Genomic DNA, 14,047 nt, shown 5'->3' with positions numbered 1-14,047 from the left:
ATGGCACGCACATTTAAGATCTTGTCACCGACGGCTATCCTGGGTTATGGCTTCCCGGAAGAGAGTTTTCGTAAAGCCATGGAAGAGTCACCGGATCTGATTGCTGTTGACGCGGGTTCCTCCGATCCTGGTCCCCACTACCTCGGGGCAGGTAAACCCTTTACCGATCGGGCGGGCGTCAAACGCGATCTGCGCTATATGATCACCGCGGGTGTTAAAAACAACATTCCGGTCGTCATTGGTACTGCCGGAGGTTCAGGTGCTGCACCGCACCTGGAATGGTGTCGCCAGATAATCCTCGAGATTGCGCAGGAAGAGAATTTAAGTTTCTCCATGGCGTTGATCCCGTCAGATGTCGACAAAGCCACGGTTCATCAGGCACTGGATAACGGCGCGATCACCGCACTGGATTTTGTCCCTGAACTGACCCACGAAGCGATTGAAGAGAGTACTTACATCGTCGCGCAAATGGGCATCGAACCTTTCCAGCGTGCGCTGGAAGCCGGTGCGCAGGTGGTGTTAGGAGGACGTGCTTACGATCCAGCCTGTTTCGCCGCGCTGCCGATCATGAAAGGCTTTGATGAAGGGCTGGCGCTGCACTGCGGGAAGATCCTCGAATGTGCGGCCATTGCCGCGACGCCAGGTTCTGGTTCGGACTGCGCCATGGGCATCATTGATGAACACGGCTTTACGCTGAAGACATTCAATCCTAAGCGCAAATTTACCGAAACATCCGCTGCGGCACACACGCTGTATGAGAAGTCCGATCCGTACTTCCTGCCAGGACCGGGCGGCGTGCTGAATCTGAAAGGCTGTAGCTTCAAGGCCGTTAACGACGGAGAGGTTTACGTCAGCGGTTCACGCCACGAAGAAACGCCTTATGCGCTGAAACTGGAAGGGGCGCGTCAGGTCGGTTTCCGTTGCCTGACCATTGCCGGGACACGCGATCCGATCATGATCGCCGGCATTGATACCATTCTTGAAGAGGTCAAAGCCAGCGTAGCGAGCAACCTCTCGCTCAATGACGACAGTATCCGCATCACTTTCCATCTGTATGGCAAAAACGGCGTCATGGGTATCCATGAACCGATGCAAACAGCCGGACATGAACTGGGGATCTTGTTGGACGTGGTCGCTCCGACGCAGGATATCGCCAACAGCGTCTGTTCGCTGGTGCGCTCAACCCTGCTGCACTACGGCTATGAAAACCGAATTGCGACCGCCGGTAACCTCGCGTTCCCGTTCTCGCCATCCGACATTCAGGCAGGGCCAGTGTATGAGTTCTCTATCTATCACCTGATAGAGGCAAACGACGACCTACGTTTTGATTTCTCCATTGAACAGGTGACGCCAGAAGGAGTTCAGGCATGAAACAGTCCATTTGCTCATTGGCGCAGGTCATTCGTTCCAAAAACGCCGGACCGTACGAACTGGTATTAGATATTTTATTTAAAACCCGGGAAGACTATCAGCGAGTAAAAGCATCTGAGCAATTAACACCACAGCTTATTGCCGGTTTATATCACGTCGAGCCTGAAATTATTCACCGCATTGTCTGGTTTGATCCCGCTAACGCGGTAAAGATTGTCATGCCACGCGATATTATTTCAGGAAGCGTAGGTGACAATGATGTTTATGGTGCTCAGCAACATGCACCTTTATTAAGTATTGAGTTAGACCTGTAGTAATAATAATACAACAACATCAATCGGTGTGCGGGATATTGCTGTATCCCAGCACGCCACATTATTCATGCGGTTGGTCATAAACAGGTGTGTGCCTTGAGTGAAGCGGGGTACACGCCGCCCTACACCTTAATACCCAACCATTATCCGATGGAGTAAACATGAAGAAAATTAGTTTAACAAAAATGATCATACTAGGCCTGATATTAGGCATGATTACGGGTGTGGTCATTAATAATATGGCATCGGCAGATACAGCAAAATCGTATGCAGGAGATATTTCCATTTTCACCACCATATTCTTACGTATGGTGAAAATGATTATCGCGCCATTGGTAATATCTACCCTGGTTGTTGGTATTGCCAAAATGGGCGATGCTAAAACCCTGGGTCGTATATTCTCGAAAACGTTCTTCCTCTTTATTTGCGCCTCTCTGCTGTCCATTGCTCTGGGTCTGGTGATTGTTAATATCTTCCAACCGGGTGCGGGTATTAACTTTGTGCCTCACGATGTCGGCGCGTTGTCAGCTGTTAAATCTGAACCGTTCACGCTGAAAGTCTTTATTTCACACGCCGTGCCAACCAGTATTGTCGATGCGATGGCGCGCAATGAAATTCTGCAAATTGTGGTGTTCTCTATTTTCCTCGGCTGCAGCCTGGCGGCAATTGGGGAAAAAGCCGAACCTATCGTGAAAGTGCTCGATTCTCTGGTACACGTGATGCTGAAGCTGACGGGCTATGTGATGCTGTTTGCACCACTGACCGTTTTCGCTGCTATCTCTGGTCTTATCGCCGAACGTGGTTTGGGTGTGATGGTCAGCGCAGGGATCTTCATGGGTGAGTTCTACCTGACTCTGGGGATGCTCTGGGCCATTCTGATTGGCCTCTCCACCATGCTCGTCGGGCCGTGTATTGGTCGTCTGACCAAAATGATCCTCGAACCTGCCCTTCTGGCTTTCACCACCTCCAGCTCCGAAGCGGCATTCCCTGGCACGCTGAATAAACTGGAGACGTTTGGCGTTTCCTCAAAGATTGCCAGTTTCGTGCTGCCAATCGGCTACTCCTTTAACCTCGTCGGCTCAATGGCTTACTGCTCTTTCGCCACGGTATTCATTGCGCAGGCTTGCAACATTGAACTGAGCATGGGCGAGCAGATCACCATGCTGTTGATCCTGATGTTGACCTCTAAAGGCATGGCCGGTGTACCCCGTGCGTCAATGGTGGTTATCGCCGCCACGCTCAACCAGTTCAATATTCCAGAAGCAGGATTGATTCTGTTGATGGGTGTCGATCCGTTCCTCGACATGGGCCGTTCAGCAACCAACGTGATGAGTAACGCGATGGGTGCAGCCATTGTTGGCCGTTGGGAAGGTGAACACTTCGGTGAAGGTTGCCGTGGTGCCGCTCCGACCAAAACCCCTGGCACCGAACGCCCGGCAGTAACTGAAGCGACCGTTTAATGCTATTTGAGGCCGACGTTTGTCGGCCTTTTTTACCACAACAACACAGGGCTACAACGTGAAAATAAAACTATTAGCAGCAAGTGTGTTATCGATCAGTTTCTTATTCAGCGCCACAACACTTGCGCAATCCGCGCCAGATTACACCGCACTCATCACGCAGGCGCATCAAAAATATAAAAACAATAACGACGGAAAAGTCGCTGACTATATCCCAGCACTTGCCACCTACAGTCCACAAAATTTTGCCATCACCATCGCCACGGTGGACGGCAAAATTTACCAGGTCGGTGATGTTAAAAAAGCCTTCCCCATGGAGTCCCTGAGCAAGGTATTTACGATGGCGCTCGCCATGGAACAACACGGGCCACAAGAGGTTCTGGATAAACTCGGTGCCAATGCCACCGGGCTGCCGTTCAACTCAGGTTTAGCCGTGGAGCTGACAAAAGGCGCGCCGGAGAACCCGCTGGTGAATGCGGGTGCGATGAGCACCGTGAGCCTGATTGAAGCAAAAGATAAAACCGACCGCTGGAACAAAATTCTCAACAACCTGAACGCGTGGGCGGATGCTTCGTTAACCGTCAACGAACCGGTATTCAAATCAGAAATGGAGACCAACCAGCACAACCAGGCACTGGCGCAATTAATGGACTCCTATAACAGTTTCTATGGCGATACACGCGAAGCCGTTGAAATTTATACCCGCCAGTGTTCCGTCGATGTCACCGTCGAACAGCTCGCCAAAATGGGGGCCGTCCTCGCCAATAAAGGCAAATCGCCTTACAACGGAAAGCAGCTGTTAAACGAAAAATATGTTCCGCAAGTGTTGGCGGAAATGGCTATTGCCGGGCTGTATGACGGCAGCGGCAAATGGCTTTATACCGTCGGTATTCCGGCGAAAAGCGGTGTGGGTGGCGGCATGGTCGCCGTGGTTCCAGGGGAATATGCCATCGCCGTGTACTCTCCGCCGCTGGATTCCGCAGGTAACAGCGTGCGCGCCCAGCAAACCATTGAATATGTTGCGCAAGCGACACGGTCTAATCTCTTTTTAGCAAAATAAGTCCCAGGAAAAGGGCATCCAGACAGATGCCCTTTCATTAATGAATGATAAGTGAGAAGTCGACATGTCTAAACCATTTGCCTGGCAGGATCCGTTTTTTCAAAGCAAAGATAGTACGGAATACGCATTGCTCAGCGACCAACACATTACCGTGACAGAACTGGACGGTGAAGAGGTCATCAAAGTTGCCCCTGAGGCCTTAACGTTACTGGCTCAGCATGCTTTTTATGAAGCGTCGTTTTTCCTGCGTGCTACGCATCTCAAACAAGTTGCCAGCATCCTGCACGACCCACAGGCCAGTGATAATGACAAATACGTTGCGCTACAACTGTTACGCAACGCGGAAGTGTCGGCAAAAGGCGTGCTGCCCAATTGCCAGGATACCGGGACGGCAACCATTGTGGCGTCTAAAGGTCAGCACATCTGGACGGGATGCGATGATGCCGAAGCCTTAAGTAAGGGCATCTACACCACTTTCCAGGAAAATAATCTCCGTTACTCGCAGAATGCGCCGTTGGACATGTACACCGAGGTGAACACGCAGACCAACCTGCCGGCACAAATTGATATCAGCGCGACGCCGGGCAACGAATATCGCTTCCTGTTCGTCAACAAAGGGGGCGGCTCCGCCAACAAAGCGGCCTTGTTCCAGGAAACCAAATCGCTTCTTCAGCCTGAAAAGCTAACCGCTTACCTGATTGAAAAAATGAAGTCGCTGGGTACTGCTGCCTGCCCTCCTTACCATATCGCGTTTGTGGTGGGTGGACTGTCGGCCGATCAGGCGCTGAAAGTCGCTAAACTGGCGTCGACAAAATATTATGACAACCTGCCAACCGAGGGTAACGAACTGGGCCAGGCATTCCGCGACACGGCACTTGAAACCGCGTTACTTAATGCCAGCCGCGAATTTGGTATCGGCGCACAGTTTGGTGGCAAATACTTCGCCCATGATATCCGAGTGATCCGCCTGCCACGCCATGGCGGCTCGTGCCCGATAGCGATGGCCCTCTCCTGCTCTGCTGACCGCAACATTAAAGGCAAGATTAATAAACAGGGTATCTGGCTGGAAAAACTCGAACACAATCCGGGTAAATTTATCCCCGATTCTCAGCGTACAGAGAATAGCGCCCAGACGGTTCAACTCGACCTTAATCGCCCACTGAAGACGATCCTGGACGACCTGTCAGCGCTGCCTATCGGCACACGCGTATCGTTAAATGGCCCTATCGTGGTCGCCCGCGACATTGCCCATGCAGAAATCAAAGCCCGGCTCGATAAGGGTGAGCCGATGCCGGACTACATGAAAAACCATATCGTCTATTACGCAGGCCCGGCCAAAACTCCTGACAACCAGGCGTGCGGTTCACTCGGGCCAACCACTGGCGGACGCATGGACGGTTATGTTGACCAGTTCCAGGCAGCAGGTGGCAGCTTGATCATGCTCTCAAAAGGAAATCGGAGTCAGCAAGTGACCGATGCCTGCCACAAACACGGTGGATTTAATCTTGGGAGTATCGGCGGCGCTGCGGCATTACTGGCACAGCAATATGTGAAAAGCTTGCGCTGCCTCGAGTACCCTGAACTGGGCATGGAAGCGGTCTGGATGATGGAAGTGAAAAACTTGCCGGCTTTTGTTCTGGTCGACGATAAAGGCAATAACTTCTTCCAACAGTTTGAGAATAAGCAAAGCTGCGCATCTTGCCCTGCGAAGCATTAAGGAGCGTTTATGGAAACGCGTACCAATACTGAGCGCCATCGTCAGCGGCAGCAAAAGATAAAAGAGCGGGTCGACAGTCGCGTGGCGGCGGCAACCGAAAGGAAAGGTATCGTGCTCGTCTTTACCGGGAACGGTAAAGGCAAATCGACCGCAGCCTTTGGGACCGTGACTCGTGCTATCGGCCATGGCAAAACCGTCGGGGTCGCGCAATTCATTAAAGGCCAGTGGGATAATGGCGAATACAACACGCTGCACCAGCACAATGTTGAATTCCACATTATGGGCACCGGTTTTACCTGGGAGACGCAAAACAGAGAAGAGGATATACAGGCCGCTCATGCGGTCTGGCAGGAAAGTAAGCGCATGCTCGCGGATGCGCGCTACGACCTGGTTGTTCTCGACGAACTCACTTATATGCTGGCGTATCACTATCTGGATATTCAGGAGGTGATTGCATCAATAGTGAATCGTCCCTCTCATCAAAGTGTGGTAGTGACCGGGCGCGGTTGTCACAGTCAGTTGCTTGATATTGCAGACACCGTGAGTGAAATCCGGCCGGTAAAACATGCGTTTGATAGCGGGATTCAGGCTCAATCTGGTATTGACTGGTAAGATACGTCGCCTGGTTAACGCCAGGCGACATCGCAATCAGGTGAGCTGGGAGATCAGCGATTTTTCCATTAACCAGGTGCGAAGAGTTTGTAAATGCAAGGGAACGGCTTTTTCTGCCTGCCAGGTCAAAATAAAGCGGTTCCCGGTGCGAATAGGAACGTCACAAGGAATAACCATCGCACCACTGTCCAAATCGCGCTGAATGGCAAAACGAGGTAATAATGCAGTTCCCAGATTGGATCGTACCGCAGCAATTAGCATAGAGAGTAAGTCAAAGCGTGGGCCTTTATTTACCAGTGGGCTGCTCACATCTGAGAGCGCAAACCATTCTTGCCAACCGGTGGTACGCGTACTTTGGTGCAACAAAGGAAATTCATTAAGCAATTCATCCACGGATAACTTTTGACCAGGACTGGAAAGCAGGCTTCGACTACAGACCGGCAGAATTTCCTCTTCAAATAAATATTCCATACCCGACCATGGCGTACAAAAATCCTCTCGCATAATAGCGGCGTCATAATCATTGTTTAGAAAATCACCGATATTGGCCAGGGAATGGATATTGACGGTAATATCGGGATTTAATTCATTGAACTCGCGTAAATTGGGAATCAACCAATGAGTACTTAATGTGGGGTTTACTGCTAACTCAATGGCCCGTACAGCAGGCTGCCAGGCCATTATCGAATGAGTATCACGCTCAAGTTTATTTAGCGTTTCTTTAACAATGCTCAGATAGTGCTTACCAGCAGCATTTAAATAAATACGTTTTTTTGCATGGTCAAATAATTCAGTATGCAGAAAATCCTCCAACGCGTTGACTTGTCTGAACACAGCACTCTGTGTTAAAGCCAACTCTTCTGCTGCTCGAGTATAGCTTTCGTGACGCGCCACCACTTCAAACGTCACCAGCAATTCGGTCTTCGGTATTTTTCCTCTCATAGTGCCTTCCATTTGCAGTGAACAAAAAAAGTTACAGTATCAACCAGAGCAAGGTGACAAACCTCAGCCCCGTGAGGACTGACGCCAGCCAGGTTTCATCCCTTTGCTGCTTTATTGATCTTTTGCTTCAGTCCAGGCTTATATACTTTTCTATGCTAATCGCTATACCTTACAAATCATTCTGCTGTCTGGTCGGAAGAGCGACTCGATATTTTAACAGCCCAGTATCTCTGATGCCGTGTTCTTTCTTTTATTTTTGAACGAAAATAAAAGAATCAGCCCAGGGCTTTTTTGAGGATTTCCATTCAGAGGAAAAAGCAAGAAAACTCTCCGGTATATTGCAAGGCCGAGATCTCATTTTTAATAAAATATTTTGCTACAGGATGGAAATGAGAATTATTGAGCGGCACGTTCTATGAGAATATACATTTCAAATATGCAAGATGTGGAATATTGTATATCGCCCTCCCTGCTTTATGGCTGATTATCGTTCAAGTTTGTTAGCAGATTATTCTGATGACTTATTAAACCAAATGGGTTACTTAACTCAAATTTAAAAACGCAGGGTAGCTGTCGTGGAAAGAAATAATCCAAACGTGATAACAACCCGGCAGTATCGAATATATTAGATACACGGGACTCGCGTGAGCCTCATCCCCACTTTGGCAAAGGGCGCATCGCTATCCGCGTTTTTGGTACGAAAAACGGCAGAAATAAGGTATAAAGAGCCGCATGAAAATCCCAAACAGACTCCAACCGCTGGTCGATGACGGCCTGGTTGATGATGTGCTCCAGCGACTGAAGAGCGGCAAAGAAGCCGACGTTTACACCGTTTTATGCGGTGACAAAATCCAGTGCGCCAAAGTGTACAAAGAAGCGATGCAACGCAGCTTTAAGCAGGCGGTGCAGTATCAGGAAGGGCGTAAAGTCCGTAATACCCGTAATAACCGCGCCATGCAGAAAGGCTCAAAATTCGGACGCAAGCAGCAGGAAGAAACCTGGCAAATGGCCGAGGTCGATGCGCTGTTCCGTCTTGCTAACGCCGGAGTCCGCGTCCCGCAGCCTTATATGTGCATTGACGGCGTGTTATTGATGGAACTGGTCACGGACGCTGAAGGTGCTGTTGCGCCACGTCTTAGCGATGTCACCCTGGACGAAGAAAGCGCCATTGCTGATTTCGATACGATGATCCGCAATATCGTGCGCATGTTGTGTGCAGGTCTTGTGCATGGGGATTTATCGGAGTTTAACGTGCTGCTCGATGCGCAAGGGCCGGTCATTATCGACTTGCCGCAAGCGGTAGACGCCGCCGCAAACAACCATGCGGAATCCATGTTCAAACGTGATGTGAATAACATCACGGCCTACTATGGCCAGTTTGCTCCGCAGTTGCTGGGCACACGTTACGCGAAAGAAATCTGGGCGTTATATGAAGATGGAAAATTAACCCCAGAAACACCGCTAACCGGTCTGTTCGTCGAAGAGATTCATGACGTGGATATGGATTCACTGATGGATGAAATCATTACCGCGGAAGATGATTTTTACGAGCGTCAGCGGGCGCTCAAAGAGCGCGAACAAGAATAAGAGTCATGAAAAAGAAAGCCCGCATAACGAAAGTTACGCGGGCTTTTTTGTGCCTGGAACCGTCAGCTAAGCGGGCTAATCACCCCAAGCACGCTCCCGGCATCCATCGTATTACCGGTCGTAGCCTGATGTTTCAACGTGCCGCTGCGATGTGCCACAACCTGGACTTCCATTTTCATGGCTTCCATGACGGCAATCACTTCGCCTTGCTGCACCGCTTTGCCCTCTTGCGCCAACCAACTGTGAAGCACGCCAGAAATGGGCGCTTCAATGGCGTCTTCATTGACCGGTTCAGCCACAGGCGTCAGCACATTGCCAGGTTCTGAGATAACCGCGCCGCTAAACATGTTCGCAGGCAGGCCGAGCTGAACCCGGCGACCATCAAGTTCAATCCAGGTACGAGTTAAAACTTCATCCGGTTTGGGTACCTGGCGCGGGGCAAATTCAATGCGCCCGGCAAAGTCAGTTTCAATCCAGCGGGTATGAACGGCGAAACCGTCGGTAAAATCGGCATCGTCCATCACTGCACGATGGAACGGCAGTACGGATGCAACGCCGCCGATTTCAAACTCACGCAGGGCGCGGCGTGCGCGGGCAATGGCCTGTTCGCGCGTGCTACCGGTGACGATAAGTTTTGCCATCAGCGAGTCATAACAGCCTGGTACGCTTGATGTTTCGTCAACGCCACTGTCCAGACGAATCCCCGGCCCGCTGGGTGCACGGAATACCGTTATCTTGCCTGGCGTAGGTAAATAGCCTTTTCCGGCATCTTCGGCGTTAATGCGGAACTCAAACGAGTGGCCACGCGGTGCAGGCGTTGCCTGAATACTCAACGGTAAACCTTCCGCAATCCGCAATTGTTCCACCACAATATCCAGCCCGGTTGTCTCTTCGGTGACCGGATGTTCTACCTGGAGGCGGGTATTCACTTCGAGGAACGACAACGTCCCGTCGCGGCTCAGTAAAAACTCCACGGTGCCTGCGCCAATGTAACCCGCATGGGCACAAATATCGTGGGCAGCCTGGTGGATTTGCTCGCGAAGGGTTTCAGTAATAAACGGGGCGGGCGCTTCTTCCACCAGTTTCTGGTTGCGACGTTGCAATGAGCAGTCACGCGTACCGAGCACCACCACATTGCCGTGTTTATCGGCTATCACCTGCGCTTCTATATGGCGTGGGCGGTCAAGATACTGCTCGACATAACATTCAGCTCGCCCAAATGCGGTCAGTGCCTCGCGAGTCGCAGAGTGATAAAGCTCTTCCACTTCTTCAAGTTTCCAGGCCACTTTCAGACCGCGCCCACCGCCGCCAAAGGCGGCTTTTATCGCCACAGGCAAACCATAAGTGGCGGCAAAATCCAGCACTTCTCTCCCGCTGCTCACCGGATCAGGCGTGCCTTTTACCAGGGGCGCGCCCACTTCCATAGCGATTTTACGCGCCTGCACTTTGTCGCCGAGCTTTTCGATAGTTTCCGGTTGCGGGCCAATCCAGATGAGCCCCGCCGCCTGCACCGCACGAGCAAATTCAGCACGTTCAGAGAGGAACCCATAACCAGGGTGCACCATCGTTGCACCGCTGCGTCTGGCAATATTCACCAGCGCCTCAATGTTTAAATAGGTGTCTGCGGAGCTTGTGCCAGGCAGCGCCCAGGCTTCATCGGCCATTTGCACGTGCATCGCGTTGGCATCCGGGTCAGCGTACACCGCCACCGCCTGCGCACCGTAATCCCGGCAGGCACGAATAATACGAACGGCAATCTCGCCACGGTTGGCGATCAGAACTTTATGCAGCGCGGTGGTCACGGGTGTAACTCCCTGTTATTTCGGTAAACGGTTGGATAATGTTGAACCGGATGGCAGCACCTGGCGGGATTTGCCCAGCCAAATCAAGGTGATATTCAGCGACGGCGGCGATAACCGGATAACCGCCCGTTAAGGGGTGGTCATGTAAGAACAGCACCGGTTGGCCGCTGGCTGGGACCTGGATAGATCCGCTGCACGTCCCCTCGCTCGGCAGTTCCTGATGCAGGCGTCGCTCCAGTTTTTGCGCCCCATCCAGCCGCAATCCGATACGGTTAGACTGTGGGGTCACATTCCAGTCCTGCGCCGTTAAATGCTCTAACGCCTGAGCGGTAAACCAGTCAGTGCGCGGGCCAAGCACAATATCCAGAGTGACGGTTTCGCCAGCGGCAGGCAGATTTGGCACCGGGAGTTCATCCAGCAAAACAGCGTTGCAATGTGGATGTGCGCCGGTGTGTAAAATGTCGCCGACACAAATCGGGTCCGGGCCGACTTGCGCCAGGCTGTCGCGCGCGCCGCTCCCAAGAATTTGCTGCACAACAAACCCGCTACGCACCGCAAGATAGCTGCGTAAACCGCGAGCGGGCTGACCCAGGTGGATTTCATCCCCTGCGGCTAAATTCAGCGGACGATAGCTTTCTACGCAATAGCGCGTGCCTTCAGCGGTTTTCAGGGTGAGCGGACAGGCCGCCCCCGTAATGCTCACGACCACATCACCGTTTGCCCGGGCGCGAAAACCGCCTTGCGTTATCTCCAGACACGGCAAGTGCGTCGGGTTACCCACAATACGATTTGCGGTGTGCTGCGCATTTTTGTCCATCGATCCTGATTCCGATAAACCCAGTGCGGCTTTCCCGCCACGCCCGTCATCCTGCCACAAGGTTTGCAGACCTGTGGCAAGCACGGTCATCGTCGCGTTTTCCGTTATCGGTGGGGTTTGTGCCTCGGCATGAGCAGGCAAAGAGATGATTCTGGAGCCAACGCTTCCATCAACAAACTGAACCTGGCTGCCTGGCAACAGCAAAGCTGGCTGCTTGCGCGCAAGGTCCCACATTTTTAATTCTGTCTGGCCGATAAGCTGCCAGCCGCCAGGACTTGCTTGCGGATAAACACCGCTGAACTCTCCGGCCAGGGCGACTGAACCTGCGGGAATGCGGGTGCGCGGCGTACTGCGGCGCGGTGTTTTCCATCCGCCCGTGTCTGAAACCAGATAGGCAAAACCGGGCGCAAAGCCGGTAAACGCCACGTTCCAGGTACATTCCTGATGACGGCGGACAACGTCCTGAAGCGTGATCCCCATTAACTCAGCGACGGCGGGGAGATCTTCGCCGTTGTAGTGCACGGGGATAGTTACCTGCTGCCCACTGCGCGCACTGCGCTGATTCAAAGGACGCCGGGCGATCTTTTCTGCGAGCTGCGCCATGCTGGTTTGTTGCGGTTGATAACGGATCAACAACGTCCGCGCGGCAGGGATAATCTCTTCGATACCCTTTTCTGGCATAGCGCTAAGCGCCTCGAAAAGTGCCAGCGTGTCGTCAAGCGATGCCAGTTCGACCAGAAAACTGCTTAAGTTTACGGCTAAAAATCTCACTTCACGCTCCCTGCCAGGCGGCATCAGGAACATCGGTAATAAACATGTGGCCCGGTGCGTGGCTGAGGGCAAAAGGGACGCCCGATTTCATCACTGCCGCTTGCGGAGTCACACCACAGGCCCAGAACACCGGGATTTCACCCGGTTCAATGCGCACCGAATCACCAAAGTCAGGACGTGAAAGATCGCTGATGCCCAGCAGATGGGGTTCGCCAATGTGCACCGGCGCACCATGCACGGCCGGGAAACGTCCACTGATCATCACGGCGTCTGCCACGCGGTCTGCCGGGATTGGGCGCATTGAAACGACCAGTTCTCCCTGCAAACGGCCTGCCGGGCGGCAAAGGCGGTTGGTTTTGTACATCGGCACGTTACAGCCGTCAGTAATATGACGCACGTCGATGCCCGCTTCGCGCAGCGGTGTTTCAAAGGTGAAGCTACAGCCGATTAAAAAACTCACCAAATCAGGATGTTGTTCCCAGACCGCACGCGCATCGGTGATTTCATCCACCAGTTTGCCCTGCTCCCAGACGCGATAACGGGGAATATCGGTGCGTAAATCGGCACCTTCTGCCAGCACCGTTTGATAACCTCCCGCTTCAATGACATCCAGCACTGGGCAGCTTTGCGGGTTGCGCTGGGCATACAGCAGGAAATCAAACGCCCAGTCTCGCGGCAGGCAAATCATATTCGCCTGGGTCATGCCGGGGGCTATTCCGGCTGTCGGTTTATCAAAGCCGTGACGAATCGCAAGGCGAGCCTCGCGGGCAGCGGCAATTGCCTGCTGACTGGCTTTCATGAGTGCATTCATTGCCGCGTCTCCTTACGCCTGAGAAATAAATGAACGGATGGCGATGCCCTGCGCTTCAAGCAAGGTGCGGATCTGGTGTGCCATGGCTATCGCGCCTGGGCTATCGCCATGTACGCAGATAGACTCCGCCTGAATCGGGGTAAATTTTCCTTCGATTGATGACACGCCACCTTCGGTAATCAGTTGCAGCATGCGTTCTGCAACCTGCTGCGCATCGTGCAGAACCGATCCCGCTTCCCGACGGGAAACCAGCGTACCGTCCGCATGGTAGGCACGGTCTGCGAACGCTTCCGAAATCGTTTTCAACCCTTTTTGCTGCGCCCATTGCAGCACTGGGGAACCCGCCAGCCCCACCAGCGGCAAGTTCGGGTCAACAGCCAGGATCCCGTCGATGACCGCCAATGCCTGGCGCTCGTTATAAGCAATGGTGTTATAAAGCGCGCCGTGCGGTTTGACGTAGCGCACTTCCGTCCCCGCCGCACGTGCCAACCCTTGCAACGCGCCAATCTGGTAAATCACGTCGGCGGTAAGCTCATCGCTTGCGATGTCCATATTACGACGGCCAAATCCCACAAGGTCTGGATAGGCGACGTGCGCCCCAACCGTGACGCCCTGAGCTTTGGCGGCTTTCAGGGTTTCAAGCATGCCTGCGGGCGACCCGGCGTGAAAACCGCACGCTACGTTGGCGCTGCTCACCAGTTTAAGGATGGCGGCGTCGTCGCCCATGCTCCATTGCCCGAAGCTCTCTCCCAAATCGCTATTGAGATCAATCGTTTTTAACAT

12 protein-coding genes are annotated in these 14,047 nt (G+C 52.7%); 7 read left to right on the top strand and 5 right to left on the bottom strand.

Annotated elements, in window-relative coordinates; translation table 11 throughout:
- The 6 genes from RHD99_RS04805 to cobO all read left to right on the top strand — a co-directional run bounded on the left by RHD99_RS04805 (position 1) and on the right by cobO (position 6,534).
- A complete protein-coding gene (locus RHD99_RS04805; protein WP_309877678.1) occupies positions 1–1,371 on the top strand; it encodes an acyclic terpene utilization AtuA family protein in 1,371 nt (456 codons plus the stop codon).
- Positions 1,368–1,685, top strand: a complete 318-nt coding sequence (locus RHD99_RS04800) for a DUF4387 domain-containing protein (RefSeq protein ID WP_309877677.1) — start codon at positions 1,368–1,370, stop codon at positions 1,683–1,685. Before RHD99_RS04805 ends, RHD99_RS04800 begins: the two co-directional genes overlap by 4 nt.
- Positions 1,686–1,846: 161 nt before the next feature.
- A complete protein-coding gene (locus RHD99_RS04795; RefSeq protein WP_309877676.1) occupies positions 1,847–3,145 on the top strand; it encodes a dicarboxylate/amino acid:cation symporter in 1,299 nt (432 codons plus the stop codon).
- Positions 3,146–3,203: 58 nt separating this feature from the next.
- On the top strand, positions 3,204–4,205 hold the full coding sequence (gene glsA, locus RHD99_RS04790; protein WP_183270374.1) for a glutaminase A: 1,002 nt from the start codon (positions 3,204–3,206) through the stop codon (positions 4,203–4,205).
- A gap of 64 nt (positions 4,206–4,269) precedes the next feature.
- Positions 4,270–5,922: a class I fumarate hydratase gene (locus tag RHD99_RS04785; RefSeq protein ID WP_309877674.1), complete on the top strand. Its 1,653-nt coding sequence runs from the start codon at positions 4,270–4,272 to the stop codon at positions 5,920–5,922.
- A 9-nt stretch (positions 5,923–5,931) separates the two neighbouring features.
- A complete protein-coding gene (cobO, locus tag RHD99_RS04780; RefSeq protein WP_309877673.1) occupies positions 5,932–6,534 on the top strand; it encodes a cob(I)yrinic acid a,c-diamide adenosyltransferase in 603 nt (200 codons plus the stop codon).
- A 36-nt stretch (positions 6,535–6,570) separates the two neighbouring features.
- On the opposite strand, the gene RHD99_RS04775 is transcribed toward cobO, so the two are convergent.
- Positions 6,571–7,476 (bottom strand): LysR substrate-binding domain-containing protein, encoded by a 906-nt coding sequence (locus tag RHD99_RS04775; RefSeq protein ID WP_309877672.1) that lies wholly within the window; start codon positions 7,474–7,476, stop codon positions 6,571–6,573.
- A gap of 732 nt (positions 7,477–8,208) precedes the next feature.
- On the opposite strand from RHD99_RS04775, the gene RHD99_RS04770 reads away from it, so the two are divergent.
- Positions 8,209–9,063, top strand: coding sequence for a PA4780 family RIO1-like protein kinase (locus tag RHD99_RS04770; RefSeq protein ID WP_183270378.1), 855 nt, complete (start codon positions 8,209–8,211; stop codon positions 9,061–9,063).
- Positions 9,064–9,125: 62 nt separating this feature from the next.
- On the opposite strand, the gene RHD99_RS04765 is transcribed toward RHD99_RS04770, so the two are convergent.
- From RHD99_RS04765 to RHD99_RS04750, 4 genes are read right to left on the bottom strand one after another with little or no spacing between them, the layout of a single operon-like run.
- Complete coding sequence (locus RHD99_RS04765; protein WP_309877671.1) at positions 9,126–10,865, bottom strand: acetyl/propionyl/methylcrotonyl-CoA carboxylase subunit alpha; 1,740 nt, start codon at positions 10,863–10,865, stop codon at positions 9,126–9,128.
- Positions 10,846–12,453, bottom strand: coding sequence for a 5-oxoprolinase subunit B/C family protein (locus RHD99_RS04760; protein WP_309877670.1), 1,608 nt, complete (start codon positions 12,451–12,453; stop codon positions 10,846–10,848). Before RHD99_RS04760 ends, RHD99_RS04765 begins: the two co-directional genes overlap by 20 nt.
- Before the next feature lies 1 nt (position 12,454).
- The gene (locus RHD99_RS04755; protein WP_309877668.1) at positions 12,455–13,264 is read right to left on the bottom strand and encodes a putative hydro-lyase; all 810 of its coding nucleotides are present in this window, start codon (positions 13,262–13,264) and stop codon (positions 12,455–12,457) included.
- A 12-nt stretch (positions 13,265–13,276) separates the two neighbouring features.
- A complete protein-coding gene (locus RHD99_RS04750) occupies positions 13,277–14,047 on the bottom strand; it encodes a LamB/YcsF family protein (RefSeq protein ID WP_309877666.1) in 771 nt (256 codons plus the stop codon).

Origin of the sequence: Buttiauxella selenatireducens (genome assembly GCF_031432975.1) — a bacterium.
GTDB lineage: Bacteria > Pseudomonadota > Gammaproteobacteria > Enterobacterales > Enterobacteriaceae > Buttiauxella > Buttiauxella selenatireducens.
The sequence above is the reverse complement of the archived record's forward strand: the minus strand, read 5'-3'. Positions and strand labels throughout refer to the sequence as shown.